Here is an 18,413-nt window from a genome sequence, read left to right as displayed (position 1 = left end):
TCGGGGGCGGGCAGCGCGCGGATGGTCGGGTCAGCGCCGCCGCCGCCGCGCCTTGCTCACCGCGACGTCGGCCTCTTCCTCCGCCTGCTCCGCCTCCTCCGCCCTGGAGCGCGCCGTGTCCGACCCGACGCGGAGCCTGCCCTGCCGCTCCTCGTCCGCCCCCTCGATGCGCTGGCGCCGGGCCGCCCCGGGGCGCGGGCCCCTGCCGACCGCCCTCGCGAGGGCCACCTCGTGCATGCGGCGGTGGTGCTCGCGCCACAGCTGCATGCGCTCGGCCTCCTCGGCCCAGTCGTCCTCGTGCGCGGTGAACGCGACGAGCGCGTGGATGGCGACGCCGATGCCCCAGCCCAGCGGGATGATCGCCGCCCAGAGCACGACGCCGAGCGGGAAGGCGACCGTGAGGAGCGCCGCGTTGACGATGAGGTAGACGCCGAGGTGCCGGTAGAAGTTGCGGCGCTTGCGCCGGAGCCAGGCGGCGCGCTCGGCGGCGGTCGCCGCGCCGGTCTTCCGCTCGACGCCGTCGCGCTCGCGCGCGCGCAGCGCGCGGCTCGCCTCGCGCAGCGCCTCCGGGTCGACGCCCACCTCCTTCGCCGCGGCGAGCAGGTCGTCGAAGCCGAGCCGCGCGTCGCCCCGCGGCGCGCGCGCCGCGCCGGCCTCGCCCGAGGCCTGGCGCTCGATCGCCCGCGCGAGCACGTCGCGGACCTCCTCGGTCGAGAACCGCTGCGCCGCGGTCTCGCCGCCGCGGGGCGCCTCGCTCCCCTTCGCGCCGGGCGCCTGCGCGTGCGGCGCCGGCATCGCGGCGGGCGCCTCGCCCCGCCCGGCCGCCTCGAGCGCGCGCACGAGGTCATCCATCGACGCGAACCGGTCCTCGGGGCGCTTCGACAGCGCGCGCAGCACGACCGCGCTCACCGCGGGCGGCGCGGCGGCGTCGAGCGGGGCGCGGTCGGCCTCGTCGGTGAGGATCGAGGCGACGACGGCCAGCATGTCGCCGGCGCCGCGCCAGGGCAGCCGGCCGGTGAGGAGCTCGAACGCGAGCACGCCCCACGCGAACTGGTCCGCGCGCCCGTCGAGCTCGGCGCCGCGGATCTGCTCCGGGGCCATGTAGACGGGCGTCCCGAGCTTGACGCCGAGGGCGGTCAGCGTCGGCAGCGCGGGGGCCTCGGTGGACGCGGTCGGATCGGCGCCGCCGGCGGCGCGGCGCGCGATGCCGAAATCGAGCACCTTGATCACGCCGTCGTCCCGGACCATCACGTTCTCCGGCTTGATATCCCGGTGGACGAGCCCCCGCCGGTGCGCCGCGGCGAGCGCGCGGGCGACGTCGGCGAGCCAGCCGACCCGGGTCGGGACCGGCGCCTCGGCGGCGCCGATCGCGCTGCGCAGGGTGCGGCCGTCGACGAGCTCCATCACGATGAACGGCGTCCCATCGAGCTCGCCGACGTCGAAGATCGAGACGGCGTTCGGGTGATCGAGCGCGGCGGCCGCGCGGGCCTCGCGGAGCAGGCGCGCGCCGGCGTCGTGGTCCATGGCGCCGCCCGCGATCACCTTGACGGCGACGCGCCGCCCGAGCCGCGCGTCGTGCGCCCGGTAGACGCAGCCCATCCCCCCTTGTCCGATGGCGGCCTCGATCGTGTAGCGCTCGAACGAATCGCCCGGCTTCAGCATGCCCGGCGGCGAGCGTAATGGATCCGCGCGGGCTTGGACAGGCGGCGGGCGGCCCTGGCCTCCCCGGGACGGCGGTCGCTCTCGCGGCCGAGGAGGGCGATCGGGGCGCGAACTCCGCGGCTCACGGCGCCGCGGCTTGTGTAAGGTGGCGTCATGTCATCGCATCGAACGATGCTGCTCGGGGTCGCGGTGGGGGCAGCGGGCGGCCTGACGGCGAACGCGGTCGCTGCGGGCTCCCCGGCGCTCACCTGGATCGTCGATCACATCACCTACCCGGTGGGCCAGATCTTCCTGCGCCTGCTGTTCATGCTCGTGCTCCCGATCCTGTTCTCGGCGCTCGTCATGGGCGTCTGCGAGCTCGATCTGAAGCACGTCGGCCGGCTCGGCCTGCGGACGCTGGGCTACACGGCCGTGGTCTCGGCCATCGCGGTGCTGATCGGCCTCGTCCTGGTGAACGTGATCCGCCCGGGCGACGGCCTGCCCGAGGCGGTCCGGAGCCTCGCGCACGGCGGCGGGATCAAGGCGGCCACCGCCCCGGTCGACACCTCGCCGGTGGGGATGATCATCGCGATGGTGCCGGACAACGTCATCAAGGCGGCGGCCGGGGGCGACGTGCTCGCCGTGATCACGTTCTCGCTGCTCTTCGGCCTCGCGCTGTCGCTCACCCCGACCGAGGCGGCGGCGCGGCTCCGCGAGGTCATCCAGGGGCTGTTCGACGTCTCGATGCGGCTCATCGAGGGGGTGCTCCGGTTCGCGGCGATCGGCGTGGGCGCGCTGCTCTTCACGATCACGTCCCGCATGGGCATCGGCATCATGCAGCAGCTGGCGGCGTACGTGCTCACGGTGCTGCTCGGCCTCGGGCTGCACATGTTCGTGGTGTACTCGCTCTCGGTGCGCTTCCTCGGCGGGATGTCGCCGATCGCGTTCTTCCGCGGGAGCCGGACGGCGATCGTGACGGCGTTCTCGACCGCCTCGTCGAACGCGACGTTGCCGACCGCGCTGAAGGTGGCCGAGGAGGAGCTCAAGCTGCCGCCGTCCGTCGCGCGGTTCGTGCTGACCGCCGGCGCCGCGATGAACCAGAACGGGACGGCGCTCTTCGAGGGGGTGACCGTGCTCTTCCTCGCGCAGGTCTACGGCGTGTCGCTGACCTTCGGGCAGCAGGCGATCGTGATGCTCATCTCGGTGCTCGGGGGCATCGGCACCGCGGGCATCCCGGCCGGCTCGCTCCCCGTCATCGCGATGATCCTGGGTCTGCTCGGGATCCCGCCCGAGGGGCTCGGCCTGGTCCTCGGCGTGGACCGGTTCCTCGACATGTGCCGGACCGTGATCAACGTGGTGGGGGATCTGGCCGCCGCGGTGTTCGTATCGCGGGATCAGCACCCGAAGCCGCCGGAGACGGCCGGGGCGTGACCGGGCAGGGCCGGAGCGCCGCGCCTCGCGGGTAAGGCCTCGCGCCAGCACAAAACCCCGATGAGCGAGAGCCAGCGCTCCCGCTCATCGGGGTTGTTGATGTCTGTCCTCGATCCCGAGATCAGGCCGCCATCTTCATGCCGGGTATCATCATGCCCATCATGTTCGGCATCATCATGCCGGGCATCATGCCCATCATGTTCGGCATCATCATGCCGGGCATCGTGCCCATCATGTTCGGCATCATGCCGCCCATCATCATGTTGGGCATCATGCCCATCATGTTCGGCATCATCATGCCGGGCATCATGCCCATCATGTTCGGCATCATGCGGCTCATCATCATGTTGGGCATCATGCCCATCATGTCGGACATCATCGGCATCATGCCGCCCATCATGCTCGGCATCATACCCATCATACCCATCATGTTGGGCATCATCGGCATCATGCCGCCCATCGGCATCATGCCGCTCATCGACGGCATCGTCGTACACATCATCGGCATCGAGCTCATTGGCATGTTCATCATGGCTTTTCTCTCCGTCAGGTCGTTGCGGGGATTGAAATAGCTCCCTGCCCGGATCGGAGCAATATCCAAGGCTTGGAGCGCGGCGCTTTCCTCCAGGGGAGCGGACAGGGCTTCGGACGGAGCGGATGGATGGCCGAACCGAACGGAGGACCATCCACGATAGCGACAGGCCGTCGCCGCCGCCCCGGTCGAACAGGCCAGCAGCACCAGGCGCATCTGGCGTTCGCGACAAATCGCTGTGTATTGGACGAAACGCGGCTGCAACGGAGCAGCCAGAGGCAGCAACGAGGGAGCGAAGGGAGGCAGAGCGCCGTCTCATCCGCCGAGCTCGTCCGCTCGTGGATGAGCTCGGCGTCTATCCTCCCGCCTTGCATGAGCTTGCCGCAGGTTCGCTCGATCCACCACCGCGCCGCCGACCGCCACCACCTCCAGGGCGCCGGCGCGCGCGGCGACCGCCTCGCGGCCCGCGCCGCGCGCGCGGAGCGTGGTCGACATCCGCGTTCGCCCTCCGGGAGACAAAAAGGCGCGCGGCCGAGGCTGAGCCCCGGCCGCGGCGACGATTCGCGAGGAACGCTCACGCCGTCATCAGGAGAACGACTGGTGTTCCGAGCGGTAACGCGCGCTGGCCGCCGTCGTCGCGTAGGCCGAACGGTAGTCGGTCAGGAGCCAGACCAGGCCGATGGCCACGCCGGACACGACGAAGAAATTCCTCGCCGCGGGCGCCGCCTCATCGAAGTTGAACAGCCAGGGCGCGGCGACGAGGAACACGCCGACCGCGGCCTCGAGCGCTCCGTGGACCGGGAACGGGATGACCTTGGCGGCGCCCAGCGGAAACGCGGTGAGCAGCGTCATGCCGACGTGCACGGCGCCCAGGATATAGCAGAGCGTCTCCGGGAACCCACCGAAGCCGAACAGCGACGGGGCCAGCAGGAAGATGGCCGCAACTGCATAATCGATGTACCCATGAACTCGAGGCGACAGGATCTTCATGACCGACTCCTTGCAATCCTAACTTTGGTTTGAGTGCCTTCGTCGGTCTGGCGAGCTGCAAGGCGCATGCCGCAGGGCAGCCCGGCGCGGAGGGCCGTCCTCCGCGGCGAGCTCGGCGGCCATTCCATCATTCCACGGCGCCGAGGGGGGTTGTCAGCCGGCCTGCGCTGGCGTGCTGCGGCCGCGCTGGCCACCGCGAGCGCCGCGCTCCTGGAATACCGAGCGCCGCCGCGGCCTCATGGCCTGTACCCTGGAGATCTCGTCTGTGGCACATTGCCCCGAGATCGCCCACCCGCCACGGGACACGGCACCTCTCGACGGGTCATGTCCTTGGCGGAGAGGCCATGTCGTCCTGGCTGTCCAGCGCGCTCGCCCGTTCTCCCAGGCCCGCGCCGCCCCGGGAGCGCCGGCGTGCGGGGCGCCCTTAAGGAGCTTGCTCGAGGAAGCCCACGAGCGCGTCCCGGTACTTCTCGAACGCCTCGACCTGCGGCAGGTGGCCGACGCCGGGCAGCTCGACCAGCTTGGCGCCGGGGATCGCCTGCGCGGTCTTCTTGCCCAGCGTCGTGTAGTCGCCGAGCGCGTCAGCGGCCTCCTTCGGCGCCCAGGCGCGGCCGAGCGCGGTCCGATCGCGCAGCCCGATGATGAGCAGCGTGGGCGTGCGGAGGCGCGGCAGCTCGTAGACGACGGGCTGCGTGAAGACCATGTCGTACGTGAGCGCGGAACACCAGGCGACGCGCGGATACTCGGGGTGCTCCGTCCAGCCCGCCTGGATCTCGATCTGGCGCTCGTACTCGGGCTTCCACGCCCCGTCGTAATAGCTCTTGCGCTGGTACTCGCGGATGCTGTCGCGCGTCGCCTCGAGCTCCTGCTTGTACCAGGCGTCGATGGCGCGATACGGGACCACCGTCTTCCAGTCCTCGAGGCCGATGGGGTTCACGAGGACGAGGCGCTCCGTCCGGTCGGCGAACATGAGGGCGAAGCGCGCGGCGAGCATGCCCCCCATCGAGTGGCCGACCACGACCGGCCGCTGGACGCCGACGGCATCGAGCAGCCCGCGCGTCATCTCGGCCAGGCCGTGGAAGCTGAACTGATAGGCGGCGGGCTTCGTCGATTTGCCGAACCCGATCTGATCGGGCGCGACGACCCGGAAACCCCGCTCGGTCAGCGCCCGGATCGTCGGCTCCCAGTACGCTGCGGCGAAGTTCTTGCCGTGGAGGAGGAGCACCGCGCGGCCGTTCGGCTTCTCGGGCTGCACGTCCATGTACGCCATGCGGAGCTTCTGGCGCTGCGACTCGACCTCGAAGTACTTGACCGGATAAGGATACGCGTACGACGTGAGCTCCGGGTCGAGGCCGGCCGCCGGCTTCCCCGCGGGCTGCGCGGCCGGCGGCCCTTCGGGGCGCGCGGCCGGCCGAGGCTCGACGCGGGAGGCGGGCGCGCAGCCGGAGGCCGCGACGATCGAGAGGAGGAGCGACGCGAGGACGGGGGTGAGCGCGAGCGTTCTCAACAGGGACCTTCCGGGTGGCGTATCAGGACGACGAGGGTGGCGACGCTGCGGAGGAGCGGCGCGGGCCGCCGGCAGCCCCGGAGGCCGGCCGTCACTTCGCGGGCGTGACCAGGAGCTCGGGATCGACGCGCGTCTCGAAGAGGTTCATGCGCCAGTCGAGGTGCGGTCCGTTCGTGCGGCCGGTCATGCCGACGGTCGCGACGACCTGACCTTGCTTGACCTCGTCGTTCACCTTCGCGGCGAAGCCGTGCAGATGGATGAACGTGGAGGTGAGCCCATGGCCGTGATCGATGATCATGGTGTGGCCGCTCAGCGGGAGGTCCTTCTCGACGAAGACGACCTTGCCGCAGGCGGGCGCGCGCACCGGCGACCCGACCGGCACCGCGATGTCCACGCCCCAGTGGACGCCGCCGTCCGTGCCGTTGAGCACGCGGGGCTGGCCGTACCGCGAGGTGACCGGGCCCTTCGACGGCCAGATGAAGCCGTTCTTGTAGCAGTTCTTCTTCGTGTACTTGTTCCGGACGGCGTCGAGCTTCTTCTCGGCCTGCGTGAGCTTCACGCGCGTGGCCATGTCGAGCTTGACCATGTTCTCCGGGAGGTTGTCGACCTTGTCGACCTCGTAGGTGCGCTGCTCCACGTCGAAGAGCTTCTCGAGCACCTGTCCGTCGTCGAACGTGATGGTCAGCTTCTCGTGCGCTGGCGCGTTGCGCGAGAAGGCGATCAGGAACTCCCCCTCATCGCTCACGGTCACGCGGTGGCCGGGGAACGCCATCCGGCGCAGCTTGCCGTTCAGCTTGGCGCGGAGGAGCCCTCCCTGCACGACGCGCCCCTCCACCGTGAGCCGGCCGTCGTCGGCAGCGGGGGGACCGGCATCGACCGCGTCCGCGCTCGCCGCCGCGGCCGCTCCCGCGTCGGCGTCGGCCGGGGCCGGCGCGGCGCCGGCGTCGCCCGCCGCGTCCGCGCTCGCCGGGGCCGGCGCGCTGGCCGAGGCGAGCGGCGCGGCGGAGGCATCCGGCGCCGGAGCGGCGGAGGCCTGGGCATCCGCGGCGGGCGAGCTCGAGGGAGCGCCGCGATCACAGGCGGCGATGGTGAGCAAGCTTACGACGATGGCGGGGACGCGCATGGCCGAGATCGTGCCAGAAATTGCGCACACCGCGAAAATAATGTGGAGGTGGGCAATGCAGGCACGCGCCGATGGGAGCGGCGGGTGGAGCGGATCAGTTGTCCGCGCGCGGGGTATCGTGGCGCGGCTGCGGTCGCGCCTGGGGCTGTCCCTGCGGCTGAGGCCGCGCCTGTCCCTCGGGCCGCCCCTGCGGCTGGGGCCGCGCCGGTCCCTGAGGCCGGGCGTGCCCGTGCGGCTGGGGCCTGCCCTGCGCCTGGGGCCGCCCCTGCCCTTGCGGCCGCTGGTGGGGCCTGCCCTGCGCCTGGGGCCGCCCCTGCCCTTGCGGCCGCTGCTGCTGCGGCCGACCTTGCGCCTGGGGCCGCCCCTGCGGCTGCGCCTGATGGGCGGGCCTGGGATCGGGCTGGAGCCAGGGGATGCCGGGGATGGAGAGGAGCGGGAGGCGCTTCTGGATGAGGCGCTCGATGTCGGCGAGGTACGGGCGCTCCTCGATGTCGCAGAACGAGAGCGCCACCCCCGACGCCCCGGCGCGCGCCGTGCGGCCGATGCGGTGCACGTAGCTCTCCGGGATGTTCGGGAGGTCGTAGTTGATCACGTGCGAGATGTCCTCGATGTCGATGCCGCGCGCCGCGATGTCGGTCGCGACGAGCACGCTCGTCGTCCCCTGCTTGAAGCTCGCGAGCGCCCGCTCGCGCGCGCCCTGCGACTTGTTCCCGTGGATGGCGACGGCCTCGATGCGCGCGCGGCCGAGCTGCTGGACCACGCGGTTGGCGCCGTGCTTGGTGCGGGTGAACACGATCGCCCGGCGGAGCGCGGGATCCTTGAGCACGTGCTCCAGCATCGCGCGCTTGTCGGACCGCTCGACGAAGACCACCCGCTGGTCGATGTTCTCGGCGGTGGTGGCGACCCGCGCGACCTCGACCCGCACCGGGCGGTGCAGGATGCTGTCCGCGAGCTTCTGGATGTCCGGGGGCATCGTGGCCGAGAACAGGAGCGTCTGGCGGCGCTCGGGCAGCATCGCGAGCACGCGCCGGATGTCGTGGATGAACCCCATGTCGAGCATCCGGTCGGCCTCGTCGAGCACGAGCGTCTCGAGCCGCCCGAACGGCGAGATGCCCTGCGAGCAGAGGTCGAGCAGCCGGCCCGGCGTCGCCACGAGGACGTCGACGCCGCGGCGCAGCGCCTCCATCTGGGGGCGCTGCCCCACCCCGCCGAAGACGACCGCGGTCCGCAGGCCGAGGTTCTTGCCGTACGTGGTGAAGCTCTCGCCGACCTGCGCGGCGAGCTCGCGCGTCGGGGTGAGCACGAGCACGCGGAGCCCGCGCTGGCTCGGCGCGCCGGCCTGCGCGAGGCGCTGCAGGATCGGCAAGGCGAACGCGGCGGTCTTGCCCGTCCCGGTCTGCGCGCACCCGAGGACGTCGTTGCCCTCGAGGATCGGCGGGATGGCCTGCTGCTGGATGGGCGTCGGGGCGCTGTATCCTTCGGCCTCGATGGCGCGGAGCAGCGGGTCGATGAGCTTGAGATCGGCAAATTCCATGGACATCGGGCTCGTGGAGAGCCCCTCCTGAGCAAGGGCGGAAAGCGCCGCGGCACCGCGCCCTCCTCTGCGGAGGGCCCGATCACGGAGAGCTGCCGCCTCGCGCCTCCCTCAGCGGAGGCTGCGAGGTCCACATGACAGCGACCGAGCACCGCGACCCGTGCCAGGTCAGTCCGAGGCCGCGACTCTAGTACGGCGCGGTGAGGAAGTCGAGGCGCGACCGCGAGCCCGGCAGCGAGTCGTCGCCGCGCGCCGTGACGGACGCGACGGTCGGGCCCGCGCTCGCGGATCCGCTCCGCTCCGAGCAGCGCCGTGCGCGGAGCGGGTTCCGTGCGCTCGGCGCATCGTGCTACACCCTCCCCGAGCCGGGGGGACCGCGGCTCGCGAGCGCCCGCGTCGCTTCGCAGCTCCCCTCCGAGCGCCGCACCCCCCGCAGCACGCGCAGCACTCCATGGCCGACACCGCCGAAGCCTCGAACACGCCGGCCCAGGCCGGGCACTCCGCGCCGCAGCGCCCCGGCGCTCCGCAGCGCCGCCGCCGGCTGCGGCGCTGGGCCCTCGGCTCCCTCGCCGTCTCGGGGCTCGCCGGCGTCGGATTGTGGATCGCGGTGCACCGGATTCCGTGGATGGGTCCGCTCGTCGCGAACGGCCTGCGCTCCGTGATCGGGGCCGAGAACGTGACCGCGCTCGAGGAGACCGCCTACGGCGTCGAGGATCGCGTCCACCAGGTCCTTCGCAAGAACGAGCCGCCGAAGACGTACTGGGAGGTGCCCGAGCAGGCGCCGGCGCCGGCCGCGCCCGCCGCCGAGGCGAGCGCCGCGGTCGCCCCGGCGGTCGTGGCGGCGGCGTTCCGGCCGAAGGACGTCGGCCCCTCGCACGCGGCCTGGCCGGCGCCCGGCGACGGGCAATGGGTGCCCATCGTGGATCGCGCGCGCCCGGGCGACCCCCCGCGCCTCTACAAGACGCTGATCCACCCGGATCCGCACCGCTCCTGGGCGGAGCTGTTCATCGTGGCGGTGGATCTCTCGGGGGTCGACGTCCACCTCATGGCCGGCTCGCGGGAGCCGGCGGCGATGACCGAGGAGGGCAAGACCTACGAGCGGCCCGCGAAGATCCCGAAGGCGGACCACGAGCGGCTGCTCGCGGCGTTCAACGGCGGTTTCATGACCGAGCACGGTCAGTGGGGCATGCGGATCGACGGCGTGACGCTGGTGCGCCCGCGGGAGAACGGCTGCACCCTCGCGCTCCACCGCGACGGCCGGATGCAGATCGCGCCGTGGGCCCGCATGGCCGCCGACGAGGGCGCCATGCGGTGGTGGCGGCAGACGCCGAGCTGCATGGTCGACGAGGGCGAGCTCCACCCGGCGCTCCGCGTGCCCGAGGTCCGCAACTGGGGCGCCACGCTGGACGGCAACACGGTGATCCGCCGCTCCGCGGTGGGGCTCGACCGCGACGGCAAGGTCCTCTTCGTGGCCATCAGCAACCACACGACGGCGCCCGCCATCGCGCTCGGGTTGCGCCACGTCGGCGCCACGGCAGTGGCCCAGCTCGACGTGAACTGGTCGTACCCGAAGTTCTTGCTCTACGAGCCCGGCGAGGGCGGCGCGCTCATGCCGGTCGCGCTGGCGAGCGGCTTCGAGTTCTCGGAAGACGAGTACATCCGCAAGCGCTCCCTGCGCGACTTCTTCTACCTGACCCGCAAGGCCCCGGCGCCCTCCACCGCGACGCCGTGACCCCGCGCGGCGCGCGGCGGCCCCCGCCGGACTGGCCCTCGCGCTGACGAGCGCGCCGGCTGGGCTCCGGCTGGCGCGCTGGCGTGGCACGCGTCGCGCCGCGCCGCGCGAGCGCACCACAGGGCCGTTCGGCAGGGCCATCCAGACCCAGGCGCTCGCGGGCGCAGGTCCGCAGCGATCAACCTGCCTGAGCGAGATCCTCTCCCGGCGAGCTCACCCGGGCTCCTGGACTCATTGCATCGAGCGATCGATCTTTACCATATATTGAGGCCTCTTCACGCCGCGCTGCCCTTTACGTTCAGCGAGCGTCTTTTGCCATGGATCAAACCTGTTCGCGCAGCGCATGTCTTTACGTTGATCGTGACTCATTTTCCTGGCGATATTCGACAAAAACAGCGGTGTCTGCAATTGACAGCGCGAGGGAGTTCGATACGTCCTCACGGCGGAACCCATGCGTTTCTATGCAGACCTCCATGTGCACTCGAAGTATTCCCGCGCGACGAGCAGCGATTGCGATCTTGCGCACCTGAGCTACTGGGCTCAGCGCAAGGGCATCTCGGTGATCGGCACGGGGGATTTCACCCATCCGGCGTGGATGGCCGAGCTCCGCGAGAGCCTCGTGCCCGCGGAGCCAGGGCTGTTTCGCCTGCGGGACGACCTCGAGCGCGCGGTCTCGGAGCGGCTCCCCGGCGCGTGCCGCGGGCCGACCCGCTTCGTCCTCTCGGTGGAGATCTCGACGATCTACAAGAAGGGAGATCGGACGCGCAAAATCCATCATCTCCTCTACGCGCCCGACTTCGCGGCGGCGGACCGGATGGTCCGCGCGCTCTCGAAGATCGGCAACCTGACCGCCGACGGGCGGCCGATCCTGGGGCTCGATTCGCGCCACCTGCTCGAGATCGTGCTGGAGTCGGGCGATGGCTCCTACCTCGTGCCGGCGCACATCTGGACTCCCTGGTTCTCGGTGCTCGGCTCCAAGGCCGGCTTCGACGCGGTCGAGGAGTGCTACGGCGATCTCGCGCCGCACATCTTCGCGCTCGAGACCGGGCTCTCGTCCGATCCCGCGATGAACTGGCGCATCTCCGGGCTCGATCGCTACCGGCTCGTCTCCAGCTCGGACGCGCACTCGCCCGCGAAGCTCGGCCGCGAGGCCACGGCGTTCGACGCGCCGCTCGATTACTTCGCGATCCGGCGCGCCCTGGAGACCGGACAGGGCTTCGGCGGCACGGTGGAGTTCTTCCCGGAGGAGGGCAAATACCACCTCGACGGCCACCGGAAGTGCAATGTCGTGCTGTCGCCGGCGGAGACGCGGGCGCTCTCCCTCGCGTGCCCCGTGTGCGGGCACCCGGTCACCGTGGGCGTGCTGCACCGGGTCGAGGAGCTCGCCGACCGCGAGGAGGGGGTGCGCCCCGAGGGCGCGAGCGCGTTCCGCAACCTCGTGCCGCTGCCCGAGGTGCTGGCCGAGCTCCACGGCCTGGGCGCCTCCAGCAAGGTGGTGCAGCGGAGCTACGACCGGGTGCTGTCGCGGCTCGGCCCCGAGCTGTTCCTCCTCGGCGACGCCCCGCTCGACGAGATCGAGCGCGCCGGGACGCCGCTGCTCTCCGAGGCGATCGCGCGGATGCGCGAGGGGCGCGTGATCCGCGACGCCGGCTACGACGGCGAGTACGGCGTGATCCGGGTCTTCCAGCCGGAGGAGCTCACCCAGCGCCGCGGGGGCGGGCTCCTCTTCCAGCCCGAGCCCGCGGCGCCCGGGCCGCCGTCCGCGCCGGCGCGCGCCTCCGAGGCGTCGCGGCCGCCCCCGCGCCGCGGCCGGGCCCAGGCCGAGCGCGCGCCGGGGCCCGCCGGCGAGGCGTCGCTCGGCGCGCCGCCCGGCGGGGGGCCCCCGGGCGGCGCGGCGCTGCTCGACGGGCTCGACCCGGAGCAGCGGGCTGCGGCGGAGCTCACCGAGGGCGCGGTGCTCCTCCTCGCGGGGCCGGGCACGGGCAAGACCCGCACGCTCACGCACCGGATCGCCCACCTCGTCCTGGATCTCGGCGTGCCGCCGGAGCAGTGCCTCGCGATCACCTTCACGCGCCGGGCCGCCGACGAGATGCGGGAGCGCCTCGGCGCGCTGCTCGGCGAGGCCGGCGGCCGCGTGCCGGCCATGACCTTCCACGCGCTCGGCCTCTCGCTGCTCCGCGAGCACGCGCAGGCCGCGGGCGCCGCTCTGCCCGGGATCGCCGGCGAGCGCGAGCGGATGGCGCTGCTCGCCGCGGCGCTCAGCGTCCCGGAGCGGCGGGCGGCCCGGCTGCTCGCCGACATCGCCGCGCTGAAGCGGCGCTACCCGCGCCACGCCGACGCGCCCCGGCCGCAGGAGGGCGCGCCGGCCGAAGACGGCGAGATCGACCGCCACCTCGACCGCGCGTGGAAGGTGTACGAGGACGAGCTCGCCGCACGCGGGCTCCTCGACCTGGACGATCTCATCGGCCATGCGGTCCTGCTCCTCGAGGCGCAGGGCGAAGCGCTCGCCGCGGCGCGCGCGCGGGCCCGGTACCTCTCCATCGACGAGTACCAGGACATCGACGAGCGCCAGTACCGGCTCGTGCGCGCGCTGGTCCCGCCCGGCGGGAACGTCTGCGCCATCGGCGATCCGGATCAGGCCATCTACGGCTTCCGCGGCGCGGACGTGGGCTTCTTCTTCCGCTTCCAGCAGGACTTCCCGGCGGCGCGGGTGGTGAGGCTGAAGCGGAATTACCGCTCGTCGCGCCCGATCGTCGAGGCGGCGCTCCAGGTGATCGCGCCCTCGCCGACGCTCGGCGCGCGGGAGCTCCTGCCGAGCGCGGGGGGCGTGGAGCTCGTGGCGGTCCACGAGTCGCCCACGGAGGCGGCCGAGGCCGAGCGCGTGGTCCACACCATCGAGCGGATGCTCGGGGGGTCGACGTTCTTCTCGATGGATAGCGGGCGGGTGGACTCGCCTGCGGCGGGCGGCGAGTATCCCTTCTCGGATTTCGCGGTGCTCTACCGGACCGAGGCGCAATCGGAGCCGCTCCGGGAGGCGTTCGCCCGCTCGGGCATGCCGTTCCAGCGGCGGTCCGAGCGCCGCCTCGTCGAGCGCGCGGCCTCGGAGGCGCTCGCGCGGGCGCTGGCCGGCGCCCCGCCGGGGCCGCTCGCGGCGCGGCTCAAGGCGGCCGCGGCGCGGCTGCGGGAGGAGGTCGCGCAGCCGGCGGTGGACGGCGCTCCGCCCGCGGAGGGCGCGGCGCGCCTCGGCGAGGCCGACGTGGACGCGGCGCTGGAGCTGCTCTTGCCGCTCGCGGAGCGCTGCGGAGGGGATCTCGATCGCTTCTCGATCGAGCTCGCGGTGAGCACCGAGATCGACGCGTGGGATCCGCGGGCCGACCGCATCTCGCTCCTCACGCTGCACGCGGCCAAGGGGCTCGAGTTCCGGGTGGTCTTCCTGGTGGGGTGCGAGGACGGCCTGCTCCCGTTGCGGTTCCCTGGCAGGGAGGAGACGGATGTCGCCGAGGAGCGCCGGCTCTTCTATGTCGGCATGACGCGGGCGCGAGAGCGGCTGTTCCTCACCCGCGCGATGCAGCGCGCGCGGCACGGCAAGGTGGTCGAGACCGAGATCTCGCCGTTCGTGCGCGAGGTCGAGGAGCGGCTGCTCCTGCGGGCCGGTCCGTCGCCGGAGGCGCAGAAGAAGCCGCGCGCGGCGGCCGATCGCCAGATGAAGCTGTTCTAGGCGCGCGGTGAGCCCTGCGCTCCGGCGCGAGGGAGCACCCGCCGCGACGCCGTGAGCTCGCGGTTCGCCGGAGCGCCGCGGCCCTCGCCTACTTGCGCGCGCCGCCGAGCCGCTTCTGGCTCGCGCACGCCGCCTTGTCCTGGGTCCGCGAGCACTGCTCCGCGTAGAAGGTGCGCGCGCGTTCCTTGTCCTTCTTCTCCAGGAGCGCGCCGAACGCGTCGCATGCCCTCTTCTCCCCCCACTGCGAGCACGCCCTCTCGTACAGCGAGAACGCCCGCTCCGCGTCGGCCGTCACCCCGTCGCCGCGCTGCCAGATCTCCGCGGCCCGCAGGCAGCCGCCCGAGCCGCACACCTTCTCGTAGAGCGCGGCGGCGCGCGCCATGTCCTTCGGAATGCCGGTCCCCTTCTCGTACATCCCGGCGAGGCTCATGCACGCCTCGGCGCCGAAGCCCTTCTCCGGACAACCCTTCTCGAAGAACGAATAGGCCTTCGCGACGTCCCTCGGCACGCCGTCGCCCTCCGCGTAGACCGCGCCCGCGGCGTTGCACGCGCGCATGTCCCCCAGGCTGCAGCCCCGCCGGTACGCCGCGATCGCCTTCACGCCGTCCTTCGGCGCGCCCTGCCCCTTGCGGAGGATGTCCCCGAGGTCGACGCAGTCCTCGGCCTCGCCCCCCTCGCACGCGCGCTGGAGCACGGCCACGGCCACGGCCACGTCCTTCGCCGCGAGCTTCCCCTCGATGAGCATCTTGCCCAGCGCGCTGCAGCTCGGCCCGTACCCGAGATCGCAGCCGCGCCGGAGGAACGCGACCGCGCGCGTCGCATCCTTCGGGAGGGCCGCCTGCGGGCCCTCGCTCAGGTACCACTCGGCCGCGCTGAAGCACGCCCAGCCGTCGCCCATCTCGCACGCCTTGTCGGCGAACTCGCGCACCTTGGCCCGCCCCGCGGTGTCCGGCGGCACCTTGGCGCTCTGGATGTCGCGCAGCTGCAGCCGCGCCCGCGCGTAGCAGGCCTGCGAGACGCCGGCGCCGCACGCCTTCTCGAACAGCTCCGCCGCCCTCGCGTCGTCGCGCGGCAGGTCCTTGCCGCTCAGGTAGTGAGTCCCGAGGTGATAGCAGCTGCCGACGTCGCCCTTCCCGCACTGCGCCGCGCACGCCCTCGCGTCTGCGGGCTCGCACAGGTGCGCGGGCGCGCCCGCCGGCGGCGAGCACTTCGCCCCGCTCCGCACCGTCCCGACCGGGCACGAGCTCGACAGCTTCGGGAGCTCTTCCTCGGCCGGCTTCGCCGCCGGCTCGGCCGTCTCTGCCTTCTTCGCGTCCAGCGGGACGAGCTCCAGGCGAAGCGGCGCATGGCAGCGGTCCGTCGGGGCCTGCGCGTCGGGCTTCGCGGCCCGGCACGCCTCGAGCTCCCCTTCCCGGCTCGACGTGCCCCCCTGGCTCGACGCCGCCGCAGGCCCGACCGCCGCGAAGACCTGATCGACCGTCCGCGCCGCGCCGCGGCTGCCCGGCGCCATCGCGAAGGCCCCGAGGAGCGCCGCGCGCACGAAGTGCGTCGCGCCCTCGCAGCTGCCCGAGAGGTCCTGCGCCGAGGCCGAGGTCACCGTGGTCGCCATCCTCCCTGCGGGCACGAGCGCCACGTCGATCGCCGCCGTCTGGTTGCCTTCGATCGCGGTGCTGAGCGCCGGCGCGCCGAACGGAACGTTCGCCTGCATCTCCGCAGGATTTGTTAATTGAATTACGTTTTCGTTCCGGCTCACGCCCGCGTAGGAGTAGGTCCCTGGGAGCTTGCACTGCGCGAGGAGCTTCAACGTCGTGCAGTCGTACGAGACGACGGCGACGCCTTCTTTCATCGCGAGGCCGAGATCGGAGCGGCGGGTCGTGAGCCAGTCGACGATGAGCGGCTCGGTGTGGCCGATGGCCGGACACCCGCCGGTGTTCTCGCCGGCGCTGCTCGCGGGCAAGACGGTGGGCCGGGGCGGGTGCACGACCACCTCGGGATCCAGGCCCGGTCCACAGGCCGTCGCTGCGAGCGAGAGCCCAACCACGCACATCTCGAAGGCGCGCTTCATCGGGCCGACAGAACCATGAGCCGTGGGGTCCGGTCAATATGGCGAGCGCGGCAGCGCGCCCGCACGCCGGCCGCGCGGTCCGTGCCGGGCTATGCTCGGCGCGCCGCCCGCGCCCGGAGCCTCCATGAGCACGTCCAGGTCCCAGGAGAGACTGCAAGAGAGCCAGAGCCTGGTAACTACCCTGCTCGAAAAGCAACGCGTCATCGAGGCCCTGACCCACAAGCAGGAGAGCAAGAACAAAGAGCTGATCGAGTCGCTGGTCCACCGTCAAAATCTCGCCCTGCTGCAGCGGAAGCTCAGGGATCTGCACCCGGCGGACCTCGCTCACATCATCGAGGTGCTCCCCCAGCCGGACCGGCTTGTGGTCTGGGCTGAGCTCGAGCCCTACCACGCCGCACAGGTGCTGCTCGAGGCTTCGCCGTCGGTCCGCGACTCGCTCGTGGCGGAGACGGAGCGCGGCCGCCTGATCGCGCTCCTCGGCCAGCTCGACCCCGACGATCTCGCCTACATCAACGAGTCGATCGACCCGGAGATCGTGGCGGAGGTGTACCAGTCGCTGGACGCGCGCGAGCAGTCGCTGTTCCGGTCGACGATCGCGTACCCGGACGACTCGGTCGGCCACCTGATGAGCCCGGAGCTCGTCTGGGTGCGCGACAGCTGGGATATCGCGGGCGCGCTCGAGGAGGTGCGCCGGCGGGCCGAGCTGCCGTCGCACACGGAGGCGCTGTTCGTGGTCGACGTGCGCAACGTGCTCCGCGGCACGCTCTCGCTCAAGGACCTGCTGCTCCGCCCGCCGAGCGCGCGCGTGAGCGCGGTCATGTCCACGGACGTGGTGAGCTTCACGCCGCGGGAGCGGGCCAGCGACGCGGCCAAGGCGTTCGAGCGGTACGACCTCATCGCCGCGCCGGTGGTGGACGAGCGCGGCAAGCTGATCGGCCGGCTGACCGTCGATGTGGTGATGGATTTCCTGCGGCGGCAGGCCCAGAGCGAGGCGCTGCGGCGCGCGGGCCTGGCGGGCGAGGAGGACTACTTCGCCCCCGCGTGGACGAGCGCGAGGAACCGCTGGCTCTGGCTGTTCGTCAACCTGCTCACGGCGTTCATGGCCTCGCGGGTCATCGGCCTCTTCGAGAGCACCATTCGGGATCTCGTGGCGCTGGCCGCGCTGATGCCGATCGTGGCGAGCGTCGGCGGCAACACCGGCAATCAGACGGTGGCGCTCGTCATCCGGGGCCTCGCGCTCGACCGGATCACGCGGGCGAACGTGCGCCATCTCCTGCAAAAGGAGCTCTTCGTGGGCCTGATGAACGGCGCGGTCTGGGGCACGCTGGTGGGGCTCGCCGCCATGGCCCTTTACAGCAGCGTCCCGCTCGGGCTGGTGATGGCTGCGGCCATCCTGCTCAACCTCGTGGTGGCGGCGATGGTCGGCTGCGCGGTGCCGATCGTGCTCCAGCGCCTGGGCCGCGATCCGGCCCAGGGATCGAGCGTCCTGCTCACGTTCACCACGGACAGCATGGGCTTCTTCATCTTCCTCGGGCTGGCGCGGGCGTTCCTCGTCTGAGCCAGCGCTCGGCCTGAGCCAGCGCTCGCGCCGTCCGATCGCGCTACGCTCGCGCCATGGACACCGCCCCCGCCTCGCAGCGCCCGCTCGTCGCGATCCGGTACTGCCCGAAGTGCCGCTGGCTGACGCGCGCCGCCTGGCTCGCTCAGGAGCTGCTCATCACGTTCCCCGACGAGATCGACGTGCTCCTGTCGCCGGGCGGGAGCGGCATCTTCGACGTCACGCTCGACGGGGATCTCCTCTTCTCGCGCGCCGCCGCCGAGCGCTTCCCCGAGCCCAAGGAGCTGAAGCAAGCGATCCGCGACCGGATCGCCCCGGGCCGCCCCCTCGGCCACTCCGACCGATAAGGAGGCGCTGCTCCGGCGCGCTCAGCCCGGCTGCACGCAATCGCCGATACCGAAACAAGCCACCCTCGTTGCTCAGTCCCCAGCTGCTACTCATTTGTTTACCTGGACGATTGCCAGGCGGCTTGCGTGCCCGCGGCGACAGCGGCGGCACTCCGGGCCAGAGAGCCGCGCGTCGGCAGCGCGCAGGCGCTTGGCGCCACGGTCGGGGCGGAGAAGGGTGAACACGAGCGCGCGG

13 protein-coding genes are annotated in these 18,413 nt (G+C 72.2%); 6 read left to right on the top strand and 7 right to left on the bottom strand.

Annotated elements, in window-relative coordinates; genetic code table 11:
• Positions 1-30: 30 nt before the first annotated feature.
• A complete protein-coding gene (locus tag NQZ70_RS22125; protein ID WP_129575970.1) occupies positions 31-1,662 on the bottom strand; it encodes a protein kinase domain-containing protein in 1,632 nt (543 codons plus the stop codon).
• Positions 1,663-1,815: 153 nt separating this feature from the next.
• Between NQZ70_RS22125 and NQZ70_RS22120 the strand changes: the two genes are divergently transcribed.
• Positions 1,816-3,072: a dicarboxylate/amino acid:cation symporter gene (locus NQZ70_RS22120; RefSeq protein ID WP_129575969.1), complete on the top strand. Its 1,257-nt coding sequence runs from the start codon at positions 1,816-1,818 to the stop codon at positions 3,070-3,072.
• A 121-nt stretch (positions 3,073-3,193) separates the two neighbouring features.
• Here the strand turns inward: NQZ70_RS22120 and NQZ70_RS22115 are convergent, their stop codons facing one another.
• The 5 genes from NQZ70_RS22115 to NQZ70_RS22095 form a co-directional block, all read right to left on the bottom strand.
• Positions 3,194-3,820, bottom strand: coding sequence for a hypothetical protein (locus NQZ70_RS22115; protein WP_207217918.1), 627 nt, complete (start codon positions 3,818-3,820; stop codon positions 3,194-3,196).
• Positions 3,821-4,189: 369 nt separating this feature from the next.
• Entirely contained in the window at positions 4,190-4,594 is a 405-nt protein-coding gene (locus tag NQZ70_RS22110; protein WP_129575968.1) for a hypothetical protein, read from the bottom strand.
• 424 nt (positions 4,595-5,018) lie between these two features.
• Complete coding sequence (locus NQZ70_RS22105; RefSeq protein ID WP_129575967.1) at positions 5,019-6,101, bottom strand: alpha/beta fold hydrolase; 1,083 nt, start codon at positions 6,099-6,101, stop codon at positions 5,019-5,021.
• A 91-nt stretch (positions 6,102-6,192) separates the two neighbouring features.
• A complete protein-coding gene (locus tag NQZ70_RS22100) occupies positions 6,193-7,224 on the bottom strand; it encodes a M23 family metallopeptidase (protein ID WP_129575966.1) in 1,032 nt (343 codons plus the stop codon).
• A gap of 94 nt (positions 7,225-7,318) precedes the next feature.
• The gene (locus tag NQZ70_RS22095; protein WP_129575965.1) at positions 7,319-8,758 is read right to left on the bottom strand and encodes a DEAD/DEAH box helicase; all 1,440 of its coding nucleotides are present in this window, start codon (positions 8,756-8,758) and stop codon (positions 7,319-7,321) included.
• A 451-nt stretch (positions 8,759-9,209) separates the two neighbouring features.
• Between NQZ70_RS22095 and NQZ70_RS22090 the strand changes: the two genes are divergently transcribed.
• Together NQZ70_RS22090 and NQZ70_RS22085 are read left to right on the top strand one after the other, a co-directional pair.
• A complete protein-coding gene (locus NQZ70_RS22090; protein ID WP_129575964.1) occupies positions 9,210-10,490 on the top strand; it encodes a phosphodiester glycosidase family protein in 1,281 nt (426 codons plus the stop codon).
• A gap of 451 nt (positions 10,491-10,941) precedes the next feature.
• Positions 10,942-14,208 (top strand): UvrD-helicase domain-containing protein, encoded by a 3,267-nt coding sequence (locus NQZ70_RS22085; RefSeq protein WP_129575963.1) that lies wholly within the window; start codon positions 10,942-10,944, stop codon positions 14,206-14,208.
• 88 nt (positions 14,209-14,296) lie between these two features.
• Here NQZ70_RS22085 and NQZ70_RS22080 read toward each other — a convergent pair whose 3' ends face one another.
• Positions 14,297-15,916 (bottom strand): tetratricopeptide repeat protein, encoded by a 1,620-nt coding sequence (locus tag NQZ70_RS22080; RefSeq protein ID WP_237245511.1) that lies wholly within the window; start codon positions 15,914-15,916, stop codon positions 14,297-14,299.
• 73 nt (positions 15,917-15,989) lie between these two features.
• On the opposite strand from NQZ70_RS22080, the gene NQZ70_RS22075 reads away from it, so the two are divergent.
• From NQZ70_RS22075 to NQZ70_RS22065, 3 genes are all read left to right on the top strand, one after another.
• The gene (locus NQZ70_RS22075; RefSeq protein WP_237245510.1) at positions 15,990-16,292 is read left to right on the top strand and encodes a hypothetical protein; all 303 of its coding nucleotides are present in this window, start codon (positions 15,990-15,992) and stop codon (positions 16,290-16,292) included.
• Positions 16,293-16,397: 105 nt separating this feature from the next.
• Entirely contained in the window at positions 16,398-17,831 is a 1,434-nt protein-coding gene (mgtE, locus tag NQZ70_RS22070) for a magnesium transporter (RefSeq protein WP_165374099.1), read from the top strand.
• A 56-nt stretch (positions 17,832-17,887) separates the two neighbouring features.
• Positions 17,888-18,178, top strand: coding sequence for a SelT/SelW/SelH family protein (locus NQZ70_RS22065; RefSeq protein WP_129575961.1), 291 nt, complete (start codon positions 17,888-17,890; stop codon positions 18,176-18,178).
• Positions 18,179-18,413 lie beyond the last annotated feature (235 nt).

Source organism: Sorangium sp. So ce836 (genome assembly GCF_028553905.1).
GTDB classification, from domain to species: Bacteria; Myxococcota_A; Polyangia; order Polyangiales; family Polyangiaceae; genus Sorangium; species Sorangium cellulosum_D.
Note: the sequence above shows the minus strand (reverse complement) of the source record. Positions and strands in the feature narration are given on the sequence as shown.

Coding starts and splice junctions, on each gene's coding strand:
- NQZ70_RS22065 (WP_129575961.1), top strand. CDS start 17,888: ATGGACACCGCCCCCGCCTCGCAGCGCCCGCTCGTCGCGATCCGGTAC.
- NQZ70_RS22095 (WP_129575965.1), bottom strand. CDS start 8,758: ATGGAATTTGCCGATCTCAAGCTCATCGACCCGCTGCTCCGCGCCATC.
- NQZ70_RS22125 (WP_129575970.1), bottom strand. CDS start 1,662: ATGCTGAAGCCGGGCGATTCGTTCGAGCGCTACACGATCGAGGCCGCC.
- NQZ70_RS22110 (WP_129575968.1), bottom strand. CDS start 4,594: ATGAAGATCCTGTCGCCTCGAGTTCATGGGTACATCGATTATGCAGTT.
- mgtE (WP_165374099.1), top strand. CDS start 16,398: ATGAGCACGTCCAGGTCCCAGGAGAGACTGCAAGAGAGCCAGAGCCTG.
- NQZ70_RS22100 (WP_129575966.1), bottom strand. CDS start 7,224: ATGCGCGTCCCCGCCATCGTCGTAAGCTTGCTCACCATCGCCGCCTGT.
- NQZ70_RS22120 (WP_129575969.1), top strand. CDS start 1,816: ATGTCATCGCATCGAACGATGCTGCTCGGGGTCGCGGTGGGGGCAGCG.
- NQZ70_RS22080 (WP_237245511.1), bottom strand. CDS start 15,916: ATGCAGGCGAACGTTCCGTTCGGCGCGCCGGCGCTCAGCACCGCGATC.
- NQZ70_RS22085 (WP_129575963.1), top strand. CDS start 10,942: ATGCGTTTCTATGCAGACCTCCATGTGCACTCGAAGTATTCCCGCGCG.
- NQZ70_RS22090 (WP_129575964.1), top strand. CDS start 9,210: ATGGCCGACACCGCCGAAGCCTCGAACACGCCGGCCCAGGCCGGGCAC.
- NQZ70_RS22115 (WP_207217918.1), bottom strand. CDS start 3,820: ATGCGCCTGGTGCTGCTGGCCTGTTCGACCGGGGCGGCGGCGACGGCC.